At 59.1% G+C, this 16,523-nt stretch carries 13 protein-coding genes; 3 read left to right on the top strand and 10 right to left on the bottom strand.

What is annotated here, in order from left to right; translation table 11 throughout:
- Window positions 1-94: 94 nt before the first annotated feature.
- Complete coding sequence (locus HY29_RS05785) at window positions 95-679, top strand: sigma-70 family RNA polymerase sigma factor (protein ID WP_034793887.1); 585 nt, start codon at window positions 95-97, stop codon at window positions 677-679.
- Complete coding sequence (locus HY29_RS05780; RefSeq protein WP_034793884.1) at window positions 660-3,032, top strand: serine/threonine protein kinase; 2,373 nt, start codon at window positions 660-662, stop codon at window positions 3,030-3,032. The genes HY29_RS05785 and HY29_RS05780 overlap by 20 nt, the downstream gene beginning before the upstream one ends.
- On the opposite strand, the gene HY29_RS05775 is transcribed toward HY29_RS05780, so the two are convergent.
- The 10 genes from HY29_RS05775 to HY29_RS05730 all read right to left on the bottom strand — a co-directional run bounded on the left by HY29_RS05775 (window position 3,033) and on the right by HY29_RS05730 (window position 15,086).
- Window positions 3,033-3,740 carry a metallophosphoesterase family protein gene (locus tag HY29_RS05775; protein WP_051601182.1) on the bottom strand — a complete coding sequence of 236 codons (708 nt, stop codon included), beginning with the start codon at window positions 3,738-3,740 and terminating at the stop codon, window positions 3,033-3,035.
- A gap of 10 nt (window positions 3,741-3,750) precedes the next feature.
- Window positions 3,751-4,173: a hypothetical protein gene (locus tag HY29_RS05770; RefSeq protein ID WP_034793881.1), complete on the bottom strand. Its 423-nt coding sequence runs from the start codon at window positions 4,171-4,173 to the stop codon at window positions 3,751-3,753.
- 90 nt (window positions 4,174-4,263) lie between these two features.
- Window positions 4,264-5,160 (bottom strand): alpha/beta fold hydrolase, encoded by an 897-nt coding sequence (locus tag HY29_RS05765; RefSeq protein WP_051601181.1) that lies wholly within the window; start codon window positions 5,158-5,160, stop codon window positions 4,264-4,266.
- The gene (locus HY29_RS05760) at window positions 5,160-6,464 is read right to left on the bottom strand and encodes a spinster family MFS transporter (protein ID WP_034793879.1); all 1,305 of its coding nucleotides are present in this window, start codon (window positions 6,462-6,464) and stop codon (window positions 5,160-5,162) included. The genes HY29_RS05765 and HY29_RS05760 overlap by 1 nt, the downstream gene beginning before the upstream one ends.
- Window positions 6,465-6,583: 119 nt before the next feature.
- Window positions 6,584-8,878: a TonB-dependent receptor gene (locus HY29_RS05755; RefSeq protein WP_241765143.1), complete on the bottom strand. Its 2,295-nt coding sequence runs from the start codon at window positions 8,876-8,878 to the stop codon at window positions 6,584-6,586.
- Between the two features lie 121 nt (window positions 8,879-8,999).
- On the bottom strand, window positions 9,000-10,061 hold the full coding sequence (locus HY29_RS05750) for a helix-turn-helix transcriptional regulator (RefSeq protein ID WP_034793877.1): 1,062 nt from the start codon (window positions 10,059-10,061) through the stop codon (window positions 9,000-9,002).
- An 86-nt stretch (window positions 10,062-10,147) separates the two neighbouring features.
- Window positions 10,148-10,450: an ArsR/SmtB family transcription factor gene (locus tag HY29_RS05745; protein WP_034794018.1), complete on the bottom strand. Its 303-nt coding sequence runs from the start codon at window positions 10,448-10,450 to the stop codon at window positions 10,148-10,150.
- A gap of 17 nt (window positions 10,451-10,467) precedes the next feature.
- A complete protein-coding gene (locus HY29_RS05740) occupies window positions 10,468-13,752 on the bottom strand; it encodes an efflux RND transporter permease subunit (protein ID WP_051601179.1) in 3,285 nt (1,094 codons plus the stop codon).
- Window positions 13,753-13,756: 4 nt separating this feature from the next.
- Window positions 13,757-14,740, bottom strand: a complete 984-nt coding sequence (locus HY29_RS05735) for an efflux RND transporter periplasmic adaptor subunit (protein WP_051601178.1) — start codon at window positions 14,738-14,740, stop codon at window positions 13,757-13,759.
- Complete coding sequence (locus HY29_RS05730) at window positions 14,727-15,086, bottom strand: rhodanese-like domain-containing protein (RefSeq protein ID WP_034793874.1); 360 nt, start codon at window positions 15,084-15,086, stop codon at window positions 14,727-14,729. Before HY29_RS05730 ends, HY29_RS05735 begins: the two co-directional genes overlap by 14 nt.
- Before the next feature lie 160 nt (window positions 15,087-15,246).
- On the opposite strand from HY29_RS05730, the gene HY29_RS05725 reads away from it, so the two are divergent.
- Window positions 15,247-16,521 carry an NAD(P)/FAD-dependent oxidoreductase gene (locus HY29_RS05725; protein ID WP_034793872.1) on the top strand — a complete coding sequence of 425 codons (1,275 nt, stop codon included), beginning with the start codon at window positions 15,247-15,249 and terminating at the stop codon, window positions 16,519-16,521.
- Window positions 16,522-16,523 lie beyond the last annotated feature (2 nt).

The raw sequence follows: 16,523 nt of genomic DNA, 5'->3' as shown, positions 1-16,523 counted from the left end.
CGAACGGGTCACAGTGGACAAAAGTTTTTTCAAAAAGTGGCTGCGCCTTGTGAGATCGGGATTTTTGGGACAAGTTCAGGTGGGGAGACGCGTAATGAGCCGTGAAGAAAACCTGTCAGCCAAACAGCTGCTGGATGCCTGGAGAGGCGGGGACATGGGTGCCCGCGACCAGCTCTTCACGCAATTATACTCTGAATTGCGCCTGATCTCTGCGGCCTTGATCCGCTCGGAAAGCAATCTTTCCCTGTCCAGCGGAGACCTGGTGAACGAGGCAGCCATCCGCCTTATGCGGCTTGACCAGATCGAGTGGGCCGACAAGGCCCATTTCCTCGCGTTGGCCGCGCGCGCCATGAGACGTGTGCTGATTGACCACGCCCGGAAAAAAAATTCAGACAAGCGGCACCACCGGAAAGTGACCCTTGTCTCCAAGGTGGCAGGCAAGGGCGCGGAACGTCTTGAGGTGGACCAACTGGAAAAGGCATTGATCCGCCTCAGTGTGATTGATCCGGACAAGGCGGAAATCGTTGAGCTTCGCTATTTCGGGGGGATGACTCTCGAAGAGATCGCAGAAGTAAAGGCCATTTCCGAGTCCACGGTGAAGCGGAACTGGAGGGTCGCACGGGCCTGGTTGCTGGATTCCCTGAAAGAGGATTGGCAGGATGAGCACAGAATCTCTTGAGCGTGCGGCGCTGGAGCTGCTCTCGCGCGCTCTGGATGTCACCTCGGCTGACCGTGCCGCATGGGTGCGTGAACAGGCAGGGGACAATCAGGCGCTCGCTGACCGCGTTCTGGCCATGCTCGCGGCAGACGGGTCCGGCTCTGGTCGCTTCAGAACCGGCGGTGCCAGTGGAGACATCGTTGAGCCTGCTGCGCCTGAACGCGTTGGCGCTTACCGCATCACCAGTGTTATCGGCCAGGGCGGCATGGGCGCTGTCTATAAGGGCGTGCGAGTATCCGGGAATTTTGACCACACGGTTGCTATCAAGATCATACGGCCCGGCGTCTTGTCTGATGCCCTGATTGACCGGTTCCAGCGCGAACGCCAGACGTTGGCGGGCCTCAATCACCCTAATATTGCGCGTCTCTATGATGGCGGCGAGATGGATGACGGCGCCCCCTATATCGTGATGGAATATGTCGATGGGCAGCCGATACTGGATTGGACGGCTGAGAAAAATACTCCGCTATCGGAGCGAATGGGCATGTTCCTGGATTTGTGCCATGCCGTTCATTACGCCCACCAGAACTTGGTCATCCACCGGGACATCACGCCTTCAAACGTTCTGGTGACGCAGGACGGGCAGGTCAAACTGATTGATTTCGGTATCTCCCGTCCCCAGGAAGACAGGGCAGAGGACATATTGGCGGCCACGTCATCGGCCAAGCCCAGCCTCAGCTACACCCCTGGTTATGCCGCGCCGGAGCGCAGCCTCGGCGTCAGCGCCAATACGCTGTCGGATATATATTCTCTTGGAAAATTACTGCAGGACCTAGCAGGGCCGGAGAGCGAGAGAGCAGACCTTCAGGCCATTATTGCCATGGCGACGGCGACTGCGCCGGAAGACCGGTATCCTTCTGCAGATGCGTTGATTGAGGATATCCAGAACTATCAGTCCGGGCGCGCCGTGATCGCACGCGGGGCAGGCGGCCTCTATCGTTTCAGGAAATTCGTAGGGCGGCACAGCATCAGCGTCGCGGCGGGCGTAGTCGTCTTTCTGGGGTTGAGCGCGGCGTTGGCGGCGACCTATGCTCAGTATACCCGCGCGGAAAAGGCGCTGGGCATTGCCAATACCCGGTTTGCGGAAGCGCGCGAGCTGAGCCAGTCGCTCGTCTATGACGTCTATGACTCGATCTCCCGCGTCTCCGGTACCATGGAACCACGTCAGGCGCTGGCGAATGTCGTGCGCGATTATGTGAATGACCTTTCTGTGGATGAGGACGCGCCGGGTGATGTGATGTTCGAAGTCGGAATCATCAAGTCGCGGCTGTCAGACCTCTATGGCGGCGTCGGTATGGCCAATCTGGGCGACACGGACACTTCCTACGCCCTGCTGAAGGATGCGGAGGCCACACTTGAGGCGTTGCTGCGGCGTGATCCTCAGGATACCGCAACCATGTCAGAACTCGTCATGGTGCTGAGGAGTGTCGCTATGCAAAATCTGAATTACCGGCATGATATTGAAGCGGCGGAGGCTGCCAACCGGAAGGCCATTGCCCTGGCTGAACGCGGCGCTGCGATCGGCGATGAGAATGAACGCACTCTGCTGCGCCATGTCTGGAGCTGTCGCACGGACGCGCTGCAGATCATGCTGAGCAAGGGGGAGAGCGAGGTCGCGCTGGAAAGCGTGCGGCAATGGCGTAAGGAGTTGACGCCAGAGATGTTCGCCCGGTTGGGCGGAGGCGAGGAAATGGCGGCCTATCTGGCCATGCAGGAGGCTGAATTTCTGATACAGCTGCAACGCGGCAACGAGGCGGTAGAGCCTTTGCAATATGCTATCTCATTCCGGCAGCAGATGCTGAAAGACAGTCCTGAAAACTATTATCAGATGACGCAGCTGATGGTGGCTCTGGGGGAAATGTCGACTGCCCTTCGGCAGACACCGAACAAAGCGGAAAGCCTTGAGTATGCGGATGACGCTGTCGCGCTCGCCCGTCAGATACAGGCGGCAGACCCACAGGATGCCGGTGGGCCGGAAGGACTGTCTTCCATGCTGATAAAGCAGGCCGATACCCTTGTTGCGCTGGAGGACTACAAGACCGCAAAGTCAGCCCTGACAGAAGCAACAGCGCTTGCGATGGGGCTTATTCAGCAGTTCCCGGATGATCTGTTCTATGAATCGCTTCTCTTCACGGCGTTGGACCATTCCGTCGAAACGGATCTTGTGATGAATGAGGGCACCCCTGACTGGTCGTGTGCGCTTCTGCAGGAGGCTTCGAAGGCCGTGTCCATACGGCAGAAACTGTCTGATCCGGATGCTGGACATGACCTGGAAGAACTTTCGACCCTAACAGACCAGACTTGTCTGCCCTGATCAGGCATAAATGAAGCTGGGCTTCCCTCGGCCAGTCAGGCAGACGGCAGTCAGGCGGCCGCCATAGACTGCGCCTGTATCGATATTGATGCGGCGTGAGGTTTCGCCGTGCACATCCGGAAAGAAGTCATCTGTTGGGGTGTGTCCGTGTATGACAGTGTGTGCGTATAATTGTGGATTCTCCCAATTCTCTGTCTTGAAAAAGGTCGATGCCCGCGTCCACAGCCGTCTGCCGGGACGACAATTTGGATAGTCTCTTGTGTCGACGCCCGCATGAACAAAGATCAAATTCTGGTCGTCCTCGACATAAATATCCGGCAGACTTTCCAGCCAATCAAGGTGCGGTTGCGGAACAGCGTCCAGACCCATTGTCTCATAACTGTCGAGTGTTTCCTGCCCACCATTGCGCAGCCACATGTCGCGTGCGCTGGTATCATCCGGATCATGCGCCTCAATCATCATCTGCTCATGGTTTCCCCGCAGGCAGATGATACGGTCTGGATCCGCTGCCTGACAGTTCATCAGGAAGGCTACCGCGCCTGCGCTGTCCGGCCCTCTGTCGACATAATCGCCAAGGTGCACGATCCGATAGTCGGATTGGGCATGCATTTTCTCGTGGCGCGCATGGATCGCGGCGTGCAGGCGTTTCAGCCGGTCGCACTCACCATGGACGTCCCCGATCGCGTAGTAGACCAGCGACCGAGCCATGTTTGCCGTATCAACCGATAATTCTTTCGCCGACACCAATATCTCTCCGTGCTGCGACTATGCTGATGATTGGTCCCGCCAGAACATCCAGCAGGCACATGATCATTATCAGAAAGAATACCGATGTCGAAAACCCCGGAAACAGCAGAAAGGCCACAACGCAGAAGACCAGTAACAGCATGGACAAGGCGTGGTTCACGATGGCATCGGAGCGTGTACTGGCAGATTTGATGATTTCCACGAACAGGCAGATCAGCCCGATGAACAGAACAAGGTCTCCTAGCGTGAATATCCAGGCCGTGGATGTGATCATGGGCGAACGAAACATCACCTGCGCCAAGCGTATATCGGCATTGCCGGAAAACAGGATGACGCCAAGATACAGCATCACGGGGATGAACAGTAACGGGGCGTAGACGATAGCTTTGCGCATGGTGGCCTCCAGACAGGCAGGATTGCGTCCATGGCATCGCTGTCCACAGACTCTGTTACCTCTAGAAGCGTGGGAATACGCCGAAACAGGTCAGCCCATCAGGCCGGTGATGAACTTCTGTATTGCGGCAAGACTGATGGGCTCGTCCAGGGCGGGCGTATGGCCACGGCCGGGAATGGTCAGCAGGGTGCTGTTCTTGTGGCGCCGGTGCATACGGCGGGCCGTCTTGTCTGAGAGGATGTCGGATGTCTCTCCGCGAATGATCAGCAACGGGATATTCTTCATCACACCGAACAGGCGCCACATGGCGAAATTGGTTTTCCAGTCCGGCTTGGTCGCGCCCATGCCCTGCACGATGGCCGGGTCATAATCGAAGATAATGCTGCCATCATAGGCTTCGATACACGTGCGTTTGGCAAAGGCCATCCAGTCGTCGGTGCCATAGTCCGGATACACAGTCGCCTGTGTCCGGCCTATGGCGCCTGCAGCGTCCACCCAGCTGCGATAAGTTTCATTGCCGCCGGCATATCCGGCGATGCGTTGAAGGCCTGCAGGCTCCACCACAGGGCCGACATCATTCAGGATGATGCCGCGTATCTTTTCCGGCATCACCTTGGCCATGATCATGGCCATAAGGCCGCCCATGCTGGTGCCGGCCAGCACCAGATTGTCGAGGTTCAGTTTTTCGATCAGCGCGGCCATGTCCTGTACGTAAACGGGGGGAAGATAGCTTTCTGCCGACGCTGCCCGGTCTGACTTTCCGCGCCCGCGCACGTCCACCGCGATGAAGCGCACGGGCAGGTTCAGACCTGCTATCATGGGCTCGAAATCCTTGTGGTTCCGGGTCAGTCCATGCATGCACAGCACGGTCAGGTCTGCATCTTCCGGTCCATAGTCTGCTGCATAGAGGTTCAATCCGTCAGCGGAGGTCCAGTAGACATCCCGCTTTGACGACAGGGCTTGTTGCCGGGGCTGTGTCGTTTGCATCAGACCATCTCCGCTGCGCGCTTGGCATCGCGCGCATAGGTGAAGCCCGCCATGAACAGGAAGACGACGCTCAGTGCATTGAAGCCCAGCATTAACTCCAGCGCCGATTTCAGAGGCGTCTCATTGCCCTGCGCGGCGAAATACTCGCTCAGATATCCGACAATGCTGGGACCGCCGCCGATGCCAATGAAGGTCAGGCAGAACAGCATGAAAGCAGAGGCGAAGGCCCTCATGCGCAAGCCGACCAGTTCCTGTGACGCGGTGTAGGCGATGCTGGCATAGATCAGCCCGATAAAGGCCGGCACGACATTCCATGCATAGGCCATGTTGATCGTATCAGCCTGCAGGAACATCCAGGCAAAGGGCAGGGCCAGCGCCGCGCAGACGGCGATCATCCAGGGCCGCCAGGCCAGATTATTTGCCGACAGCCGATCACAGACACGGCCCAGCGCAATCGCGCCCACACTGCCCACGCCGCCGATCAGCAGGCCCAGAGGAATGGCAATTTCGCTCGGCCCGACATGATAGGTGCGCTGCAGATGGCTGGGCGTCCAGGCCAGGAAGGCGTTCGCGGAGATGCAGATCATGCAGCACCCAGCCAGCATCCACAGGAAGGATGTTTGCCCTCCGATGAAGCGGATCGTCTCGCCCAGACTTGACGCTTCCCCGTCATCGCTGCGCTGTTCGATGGCGCCGCGTTTCGGTTCACGAATGGTCAGCCACACAATGGCAGACAGGATGAGCCCCGGAATGCCCGCCACGAAAAAGGCCGTGCGCCATCCGAAATATTTGTAGACATATCCACCAATGGCAAAGCCAGCGAGCACGCCAAGGCCGATGCCGGCGGTGTAGATGCCCAGCGCGAAGGCGCGCTCTTTTGGGGCGTAAAGGTCAGAGATGATGGAGGTTGCCGGCGGTGTGCCGCCTGCTTCACCCACGCCGACGCCCATGCGGGCAATCAGTAGCTGCCAGTAATTCTGCGCGATGCCGGACAGTGCCGTCATGCCAGACCATACCGCCAGTGCGATGGCCAGAATGTTCTTCCGGTTGCCCCGGTCGGCCCACATCGCAATCGGGATGCCGAAGGTCGCGTAGAAAGCTGCAAACACAAAGCCCGTCAACAGTCCGATCCGCCCGTCTGATATGTCGAGGTCTGCCTTGATCGGTTCGATCAGGATCAGGAGGATTTGCCGGTCAATATGATTGAAGGTGTAGACCAGCGTCAGCAGGCCCAGAACATAGCCGCGCGAGGCGTTGCGGGGTGATCGTAAGGCGTGTGTCGGGGGGGTAATGTCCGCGCTCATCAGCTCAGATCCTTTGGAGCAGTCCGGAAGGCAGCGATGCTCTGGAGCAGCGCCAGCAGAGAGGGGTGACTGGCGGATGCGGGAGGACACACCCGCCAGTCTTGAGTTCGACGGCTAAATCAGAACTCGTATGAAATCGACGCAGTCACGGTGCGCGGCGGGCCGTAGAAGGCCGAATAGGCGCTGTCTGCGCCCAGCTGGCTGGGCGTAACGAAGTTATACGCGGCGACGCGGTATTCCTCGTCAGTCAGGTTGCGGCCATGGATGCCGAATTTCAGCTTCTCGGAGGGTGATGTCCAGACAAGGCTCAGATCCAGCAGTGTGTAGGAATCCGGGTCCAGCGCCGGGCCACCCTGCGGGAAGACAACATTCGTTCCTGGATCGAATCCTTCATTTGGCACGTTGAAGAGATAATACTCGTCACGATAGGAGGCCGATCCCGTGATGGAGATGGCGCCGAAATCCGGTCCGAAATCCTTCATGTAATTGAGCGAGAGTTGCCCCTGCAGTTCAGGTGTATTCTGCGTGACGAACTGGTCGGCAATGTTCACGCCCGCCGACAGGATTTCCTTGATCTCGGCGTCGATGTAGCCAAGATTTCCCATCAGGGTGAACTCGTCGCTTATGAACCAGCTGCCTTCGATTTCCAGGCCCTTGTATTCCGAAGACCCGGCATTGAAGACAGATGAGACGAAGGTGTCATTGACGCCGTCATTGTCGGAGTCTGCGCCACTCTGCACCGTGATCTGCTGATCTGTGTATTCAGCATAGAAGGCGGCGGTGTTCAGCTGCAGGCGGTTGTCAAAGAAATTGCCCTTCAGGCCGATCTCATAGCTGTCGACTTTTTCCGGCCCGAAGCCTTCCTGTGACAGGCCAAGCGGGTCAAGGTCTGCCCGGGCGCGTGGATCAAAACCACCTGCCTTGAAGCCTTGAGCATAGGTTGCATACAGATTGATATCGTCGGTGGCCTTGTAGGACACAGAGATGCGAGGTGTGAATTCCTCGTCCTCACGGTTCAGCCCAGTATAACCGGTCTGCGTCGCCAGGAAGAGAGAGGTTTGATTATCCGCATCAAAGGAGCCGGAGCCAAGCCCCAGCCACAATTCGCGTGTTACATCCGCCGTTGTCTCGTCCTTGGTGTAACGGCCACCGAGTGACACACTCCAGCGATCTGTCAGGTCATAGGTGAAGTCTCCGTAGAGAGAGAAGTTCTCCTTGTCCTGCTTGCCGCCCTGGAACACGGTGACGCCCAAACTGGACAGCAATAGGTCGAATGCGCCATCTGCGCTGCCGTCCAGATAGTAGATGCCTGCGACGCCGGACAGGCGGTCGCCGGTGTACAGCATCTGGAATTCCTGGCTGAACTGGTCGTCATTGTAATAGGCGGGAACATCGAAGTCCGGCTGTGGCAGGGCGTCAAAGTCAATCGGCGTTACGGTGTGGCCTTCACGATAGGCCGTGATGGACTTCAGCGTGACGGCTGGGTTGACGTCCCATTCCGCCGTCAGGGAGTAGCCTTCGGTCTCGACCGAGTTATCGTCGCCTGCGCCGCCGCGTGTATCATAGACATTGTCCGTAACCGGCAGGGTTCCGTCGGCGCTCGGCAACAGGCGGTGGCCGTGCTTTGCGTTGGAATCGTCTTGCGATTTGTCATAGGCAAAGCGGACGAAGAAATCGCTGGTCGGCTGCCATTCCGCGCTCACGCGATAGGCCAGTACGTCCTTGTCGTAATGCTCTGCGCCCGTGAAGAGGTTCTTACCATAGCCATCGCGCTGATAGCTGGCGATGGCTCCACCAATGGCGAACTGGTCGCCAATCGGGGTCGATCCGGACACGATTGTATCGAGCTGGCTGTAGGAGCCGAAGTTCACTTTCGCCTTCAGTTCAGGCTCGTCACTCATCTTCTTCGTGACGTATTTGATCGCGCCGCCGATCGTGTTGCGTCCGTAAAGCGTGCCCTGCGGGCCGCGCAGAACTTCGATGCGGTCAATGTCGAAGATGTCGAGGATCGCGCCTTGCGGGCGGGCGATATAGACATCGTCCACATACAGGCCCACGCCCGGCTCAAAGCCCCAGAGCGGATCCTGCTGGCCGACGCCGCGGATGAAGGCGATCAGCGTGGAGTTTGATCCGCGCGCCACTTCGATTGTGGCGTTTGGGGTGGAGCGCTGAATGGATGTGATGTCGACTGCGCCGGTGGCTTCCAGCTGGGCGGCGTCGAAAGCGGAAACTGACAGCGGCACGTCGATCAGGTCTTCTTCGCGGCGCTGCGCCGTCACCGTCACGCGCCCCAGCGTGCGGGCTTCTTCCTGCTCGCCGGAATCGTCCTGCGCATGGGCCATATATTGCCCCGTGGTTAGAGCAATGGCGGAAACCAGGCCGAGCTTGAGTGTATTGAAGCGATGGTGTCTCAATTTATCCTCCCACGGATTTATGGCCACATATGTGTGGCATTATGGGAGAAGTATTGCGGGAAACCGTGCCAGCAGGCGATGACCCGACGGCTCAGGCGGAGTGAACATTTTCGCTCACGCGCTATTTCGCGTGAACGGGGGGCTCATTCATCTTTATGAAGGCAGCTGGGGAAAGACCGCGTAATTTCTTGAACGCGCGATTGAAGGCGCGGACATCGGAATAGCCGAGCTTTTCGGAAACCTGAGCGACACTTTCGCCCTGTTCCAGCATCCGTCCAGCCCGCCGTGCGCGGGATTCCTGAAGGATGTCCCGAAAGCTCGTATTCTCCTCGCTGAGGCGCCGGCGATAGGTGGCGATGCTGATGCCTAGCTGGCTGGCGGCGGCCTGCTGGGTTTCATAGCCGTCGGCAATCAGGTCTTCGGTACGGGCCGTGTAGGAGCGCGTATCGACCGTGGGCGAGAGTTCTTCAAGATACCGGATCACCCGGTCGAACAGGCCGTCCGTCGTCAAATCCACATCGCGGGCAGGGGTGATAGGTTCGCACGCGACATCGATGTCATAAACCAGTTCGTAGGCAGAATGGCCGTAACTGATCGGCACCTGCCAGAAACGCAAATGCTCCTTGCCGGCTTCCTGCCGGTCACGTTTCAGCACAACCCGTTTCAGGGCGCGTCCGGCCGTGCCATTGGAAATGCTCTCCAGCAGGCATTGCGTCTTGATCAGCAGGGCATCGCCAATGAAGTGGGTAAGGGCGCTGTCATCGCGGAAGCGGTAAGGGAAGCTTGCATCATCCACCACCAGGGTCAGAGTCGTCTCATTCTGGCGGATATTGTTGTAATTGCCGCCATGCATCATGTTGAAGTGAGAGGCCAGGCTGCGGATGGCGTCCATCAGCGTCACGGCAGAGCGCATCTGCGTCACCACAAACGGACCGGTCTGGTACAGCAATTTGCGTTCGGAAAGCTGCGCGGTCAGGTCATCCATCAGGCGCGCGATTTCGCGCTGGATGCGGTAATAATCGACAATCCTGACCCGGCTCTCGGCCGTGCCTTTGCGCGCATCCGCATCAATGCCCAGACGGGCAAGGATGCCATCAATGTCCACACCTGATTTTTCCGCCCAAGAAAGAATGGGCTCAATCTGGTGTAGCTCGAAATATGCCTGGTTCAGTTCCTGCGCCATGTCCAAATCATGCCGGCAAGCGAATCTGATTATTCATCGCGCCCGGCCAAAATCATTCACCGCGCAGCCGGGTCGATCCGGTCGCGTCAGCGATAGAAGTTACACAATGTATGTACCAGAGCTTCGCCAATGCCGCCACTACAACGATAATAGATGGTCTGGGCATCTCGCCGGCTCTCCACCAGGCCTGCTGCGCGCAGCTTGGCCAGATGCTGAGAAACGGCCGATTGCGATTGCCCTGTCATCTCGGCCAGCTGGTTCACGGCCAGCTCCCCGTCGCTGAGGGCGCACATGATCTTCAGCCGCGTTTCGCTGGCCATGGCCTTCATCACTTCGGAGGCCTCATGGATGCGGTCGGACATCAGCTCGAATGCATCAACACTGTTCATTTGGCGGCCTGCTGGCATCAGCGGGGTACCTCCTGTGTATCAGGCGCTGCGGCCCGCGGTTTGTTTTTGTCAGCCGGAATCCAGTCCGGGCCCCTCAAGGCTATATAGATCGCAGGGATCACCAGAACAGTCAGAGCTGTCGAAGATGCAAGCCCGAACAGCAGTGAAATGGCCAGTCCCTGGAAGATCGGATCGCTCAGAATCACAGCTGCACCGATCATGGCGGCCAGCGCCGTCAGCAAGATCGGCTTGAAGCGAATGGCGCCTGCATCCAGCAACACCTCCTTCAGTGGCGTGTGGTCATCGGTCCGGTGGCGTACGAAATCCACCAGCAGGATGGAGTTGCGCACGATGATCCCGGCAAGGGCGATGAAGCCGATCATGGAGGTTGCCGTAAAGGCAGCCCCGAACAGCCAGTGACCGATCATGATGCCGATCAGCGTCAGTGGCACTGGCGTCAGGATGATCAGCGGCACGCGGAAGGTTCCAAACTGGCCGACGACCAGAATGTAGATGCCGAACAGCGCGACCGCGAAGGCGAGCCCCATATCGCGGAAGGTGACATAGGTGATCTCCCATTCGCCATCCCATAGCAGCGTGGTGTTTGCCTCATTGTCTGGCTGGCCATACATGCGGATGGCAGGCTGTTCCAGGCCTGCAGCGGCCCAGTCATAGGCCTTCACCTTGTCCTGGATTTCGAACATGCCATAGATCGGGGCTTCATAGCGCCCGGCGAGTTCCCCCATGACCATGTCTGCGAAATACCCATCGCGGCGGAAGATGACTGGAGATCCCATTTCTTCCGACACGTCTACCAGCGCGCCGAGCTCCACAGGCGTCTGGCCTGTGCCGAGTGGGCGCCGAGGCACCGGAATGGCCGCGAATTCCTGAGACCAGTTGCGTTCGGCCTTGGGCAGCTTAACCTGGATGTCCAGCGGATCGCGGCCTTCACCGCGGGGAGAGACGCCCACAATCTGCCCGCCAAAGGCCAGCGCGATCGTGTCCAGAATATCCTGTTGGGCGATGCCATAGTCTGCGGCGCTTGGCTCATTGACGGAAACCGTCATGCGCGGGGCCGGGTCGCCTATGGAATCGTCCACATCGACGATGAAATCCGTTTCCTCGAAAAAGTCGCGGACAATCGCCGCCGTCTCGCGGCGGGCTTCAGGCGTTGGGCCATAGATCTCCGCCATAAGTGTCGCGATGACTGGCGGCCCCGGTGGCACTTCGACCACTTTGACACTTGAGCCTTCGGGCATCGGTACGGCCAGCAGGCGCTGGCGCAGATCCAGCGCGATGTCATGGCTCGCCCGCTTGCGGTGAGACTTCTCGGATAGATTTACCTGCAGGTCGCCCAGCTCCGGGCTGTTGCGCATGAAGTAGTGGCGCACCAGGCCGTTGAAATTGAACGGCGCGGCTGTGCCCGCATAGGCCTGTACGGACTCGACTTCCTCGACATCGCGCATGGCGTCGGCCAGCGCGAAGAGGGACCGTTCGGTGTCTTCCACCGTCGCGCCTTCCGGCAGGTCCACAACCACCTGGATTTCGGATTTATTGTCGAACGGCAGCAGCTTCACCGGCACCAGTTTGAAATAGAACAGGCTGAGCGAGGCCAGTGTCGCCACACCGACAATGATCAGGAAGGTCCATGCATTACGTTTGGATGAGACAATCGGCGTTGCGATGCGGCGATAGAAGCCGCCCAGACGGCTTTCGCCATGCGCTGCGCCCTCTCCGCCCTCGTCGCCATGCCCGGCCAACTTCGCCCGCCCGGCAATCTTCATGATCAGCCAGGGCGCAATGCCCACGGCGACAAAGAAAGAGAATACCATCGCCGCCGACGCATTCGCCGGAATTGGCGCCATATAGGGGCCCATCAATCCGGAGACGAACATCATAGGCAACAGGGCGGCGATCACGGTCATCGTGGCTATGATTGTCGGGTTGCCCACTTCGGAGACCGCATCGATGGCGGCCTGCATGCGTGTGCGTCCGTCGCGCATCGCCCAGTGCCGGGCAATGTTTTCGATCATCACGATGGCATCGTCGACGAGGATGCCGATGGAGAAGATCAGCGCGAACAGAGAGACGCGGTTGATCGTGTAGCCCATCATCAGTGATGCAAACAGCGTCAGCAGGATGGTCGTCGGGATCACGATCAGCGTCACCAGCGCCTCGCGCCAGCCAATGGCAAAAGCAATCAGCACAACGATGGAGACCGTCGCCAGCCCCAGATGGAATAACAGCTCATTGGCCTTGTGATTGGCCGTCTCGCCATAGTCGCGGGTGACATCCAGACGTACACCTTCCGGGATCAACTGGCCCTTCAGCGTGTCGACGCGCGCCAGAATGGCTTCGGCCACTTTCACCGCATTCGCGCCGGGCCGCTTGGCCAGCGCCAGCGTGACAGCGGGCCGGGCGACAAAGGCATCGTCGCCCGCATGATGCTCCAGCGTCCAGACACGCGATTCCGTTTCGGCACCCTCCACTGTCACTGTCGCGACATCGGAGAGATAGACCTTGCGTCCGTTTGCGCCGCTGATTTCCAGCTTCTCCAGCTCTGCCAGAGACTCCAGCCGGTCCCCGGCCTGCACCAGCAGCGAATTGCCATCCTGCCGCGCCGTGCCGACGGGCAGCGCCGAGGCGGCCTGTGCAACGGAGGCGGCCAGCGTCTGCAACGGTACGCCATAGGAGGCCAGCGCCTGAATGTCCGGCTCCACGCGCATCACCAGATCCCGCCCGCCAACCAGAGAGGTCAGGCCGACATCCGGCACCTTGATCAATTCCTTCTGCAATTCATCTGCCAGCATGCGCAGGCTGGTGTCGTTCCAGACATCGCCGGTCCAGTCTTCTGGTGACAGGGTCAGCGTCACGATCGGCACATCATTGATGCCTCGTCCGACAACCAGAGGCATCGGCACGCGCGGTGGAATGCGATCCATATTCGCGCGGATTTTCTCATGGATGCGCAGGATCGCGTCATCTGCATCGGTGCCGACATTGAAGCGGGCCGTGACCATCGCGCCATCATCCCGGCTCTGGGAGTAGACATGCTCCACATCCGGGATCGCCATGACGATCTCTTCCAGCGGCTTGGATACCTGCTCCACCACGTCCGGCGCCTGCAGGCCCGGTGCGGAGACCATGATGTCCACCATGGGGACGGAGATCTGCGGTTCTTCCTCACGCGGAATGGTCAGCAGGGCGATCAGCCCCACCGCCAGCGCAGTCAGCAGGAAAAGCGGCGTCAGGGGCGAGCGAATGGTTGCGCGCGTGATGGAGCCCGAAATGTCGGCTTTCATCGGATTACTCCGGTTTCTCGATACGGTCGCCGGGGCGAAGTCCGCTCAGGATTTCATATTGGCCATCCGTGTCGGCCAGCGGCGCAGCCAGCGCGACAGGCGCTTCCACAAAGCGGTCACCGACAAGGACGCGCACGAAGTCCACACCATAACGGGTAGAGACATAGTCTTTCGGCACACGGATCGCGCGGCGCTCGCCCACGGGGGCCAGCACGTCGACGCGTTCCCCCACCAGCGCCTTCAGGCCGCCGGGCACGGTCGCGTCCGCGATCACTTCCCCGTTGCGCAGCTCAGGGTAGACCTTGACGATGGTCGCCGTCTGCAGGTCTCCGCCGCGTGCGGGCAGGCGCAGTGTCACGGTCTCGCCCTCTGCCATCTGCGCGGCATGGCGCTCTGGCAGGGACAGGCGCACGATGCCGTCCAGCGTCGCGAAGCTGGCGATCACTTCGCCGGGCGACACGATGGAGCCTTCCACGACATTCACTTTTGTTACCCGGGAATCTGCTGGCGCGCGGATCTGGCCTTCGGCCTGGCGTGCAGACAATGCGCGGCGTTCCGATTGTGCCGAGGACAGATTTCGCTTCAGCACGTCCAGCCCTGTGCGTTGCTCATCCAGACGGGCTTTCGGGAAAAAGCCTTCCTTGAACAGGGCCTCATTGCGGGCAAGGTCTTCTTCTGCCTGCCGGATCTGGGATTCAAGCCCCTGGATACGCGAGGACAGCGCCGCCAGTTGCGGGGCGAGTGTCCCATCGGTCACGACGGCAACCACCTGATTGGCTGAGACGACATCGCCCTCATCAATTGTCAGGCGGCTGACAACGCCTTGCAGGCGGGAGCGCGCCGTGGCTGTGTCACCGGCCTCGATGCGGGCAACGACCGGACGGTAATCCATCACGGTCGATGTCTCGATGTCCAGGGTCTGCGCGGCAGCCATACCTGCCAGCAAGGTCATCGCCGTGGCGGCGAGGAAGGCTCTAGTAACGGCCATTGTCTTCAACCTGCCCTGTTGCGGGATTGATCTGCACGCAGGGCAGACCGGCCTGTTTCCATGCGCCAATGCCGCCCGCCAGATGCGCAGCGTCTACACCTGTTTCAGCCATGAAAGCCTCCAGCGCCTGGCGGGAGCGTTTGCCGGAACCGCACTGGAACACAATGCGCCGGGCACTGTCTGTCGGAACGGCCTTTGGCTCGAATGTGGACAGCGGGTTCAGCAGCGCGCCATGGATGCGCTGGTTGGCGAACTCTGCCGGCTCGCGCACATCCACCAGAATGATGCGGCCTGCTTTCAGGTCTTCAAACACGGTGTTCGGGGACAGGTCTCTCTCGTCGGCCATGGGGTAATCCTCCAGTATCTATACATATGCGTGCGAGGCGTCTTTAAACTTAGGTACAGGCACTCCCGGCTTGCATCTATGCGACATAATGCGCATTTTATAAAATACGAATATAAAGTAAAGTATTCGTGTCAGATAAAAAGATACCAGGGAGTTGATCATGGCCAGGATTGTCATTTTAGGGGCAGGGCTCGGCGGCGTCATCGCGGCCTATGAAGTACGCAATTCTGCGCGCAAGGAAGATGAGGTCATCTGCATTAACGAGACCTCCTATTACCAGTTTGTCCCGTCGAATCCTTGGGTTCTGGTTGGCTGGCGAGACCGCGAAGACATTGTGATCGATCTCGAAAAACCGATGAAGCAGCGCGGCGTTGAGCTGCTGGTCGGTAAGGCCGAGAAGCTGCAACCCGATGAGAAAACCATTCTGATGGCGGATGGTCAGGCCGTGCCTTATGATTACCTCATCATCGCGACAGGGCCGGAGCTTGCCTTTGACGAGATTGAAGGCTTGGGTCCTCAGGACGGTTACACCCAGTCGGTCTGCCATATAGATCACGCCCAGTCAGCGCATGATGCCTTCGAAGAATTCTGTAAGGATCCCGGCCCGGTCATTGTCGGCGCGGTACAGGGGGCCTCCTGTTTCGGCCCGGCCTATGAGACGGCGATGATCATTGAGACCGAGCTGCGCAAGCGCAAGATCCGCGACAAGGTGCCGATGACCTTCGTCACCTCAGAGCCCTATATCGGTCATCTCGGCCTCGACGGCGTGGGCGACACCAAGGGCCTGCTCGAAAGCGAGTTGCGAGAGCGCCACATCAAGTGGATCACCAATGCCCGCGTGAAAAATATCGAACCCGGACAAATGATCGTGGAAGAGGTCAACGAAGATGGCTCGGTCAAGCAGACGCATGAGCTGCCCATGAAATACTCCATGATGCTGCCGGCCTTCCGGGGTGTGCCTGCGGTGAGAGATATTGACGGCCTCGTGAATCCGAAGGGCTTCGTCATTACAGACAAGCATCAGCGCAACCCGAAATATCCGGAGATCTTTGGCATTGGCGTATGCATTGCGATCGCGCCACCTGGGAAGACGCCGGTTCCGGTCGGCGTGCCGAAGACAGGTTTCATGATCGAATCCATGGTCACCGCAACAGCCGAAAACATCGGCGAGATCCTGCGCGACAAAGCGCCGACGCATGAGGCGACCTGGAACGCCATCTGTATTGCAGACTTCGGCGATGGCGGTGTTGCTTTCGTGGCCCAGCCGCAAATCCCGCCACGCAATGTCAACTGGTCCGTATCCGGTGGATGGGTCCACATGGCGAAAGTCGCCTTTGAGAGATTCTTCCTGCGCAAGGTGCGCACAGGCAAGTCCGACAATGTGTTCGAGAATGCCGCACTTCACCTGATCAATACGCACAAGCTGAAAGCATAGAG

The organism is Hyphomonas beringensis (assembly GCF_000682755.1).
Classification (GTDB): domain Bacteria; phylum Pseudomonadota; class Alphaproteobacteria; order Caulobacterales; family Hyphomonadaceae; genus Hyphomonas; species Hyphomonas beringensis.
Note: the sequence above shows the minus strand (reverse complement) of the source record. Positions and strands in the feature narration are given on the sequence as shown.

Bases quoted from the DNA above. Each gene is read 5' to 3' on its own strand.
- HY29_RS05785 (WP_034793887.1), top strand. From the start codon at position 95: ATGAGCCGTGAAGAAAACCTGTCAGCCAAACAGCTGCTGGATGCCTGG.
- HY29_RS05780 (WP_034793884.1), top strand. From the start codon at position 660: ATGAGCACAGAATCTCTTGAGCGTGCGGCGCTGGAGCTGCTCTCGCGC.
- HY29_RS05775 (WP_051601182.1), bottom strand. From the start codon at position 3,740: ATGGCTCGGTCGCTGGTCTACTACGCGATCGGGGACGTCCATGGTGAG.
- HY29_RS05770 (WP_034793881.1), bottom strand. From the start codon at position 4,173: ATGCGCAAAGCTATCGTCTACGCCCCGTTACTGTTCATCCCCGTGATG.
- HY29_RS05765 (WP_051601181.1), bottom strand. From the start codon at position 5,160: ATGCAAACGACACAGCCCCGGCAACAAGCCCTGTCGTCAAAGCGGGAT.
- HY29_RS05760 (WP_034793879.1), bottom strand. From the start codon at position 6,464: ATGAGCGCGGACATTACCCCCCCGACACACGCCTTACGATCACCCCGC.
- HY29_RS05750 (WP_034793877.1), bottom strand. From the start codon at position 10,061: ATGGCGCAGGAACTGAACCAGGCATATTTCGAGCTACACCAGATTGAG.
- HY29_RS05745 (WP_034794018.1), bottom strand. From the start codon at position 10,450: ATGAACAGTGTTGATGCATTCGAGCTGATGTCCGACCGCATCCATGAG.
- HY29_RS05740 (WP_051601179.1), bottom strand. From the start codon at position 13,752: ATGAAAGCCGACATTTCGGGCTCCATCACGCGCGCAACCATTCGCTCG.
- HY29_RS05735 (WP_051601178.1), bottom strand. From the start codon at position 14,740: ATGGCCGTTACTAGAGCCTTCCTCGCCGCCACGGCGATGACCTTGCTG.
- HY29_RS05730 (WP_034793874.1), bottom strand. From the start codon at position 15,086: ATGGCCGACGAGAGAGACCTGTCCCCGAACACCGTGTTTGAAGACCTG.
- HY29_RS05725 (WP_034793872.1), top strand. From the start codon at position 15,247: ATGGCCAGGATTGTCATTTTAGGGGCAGGGCTCGGCGGCGTCATCGCG.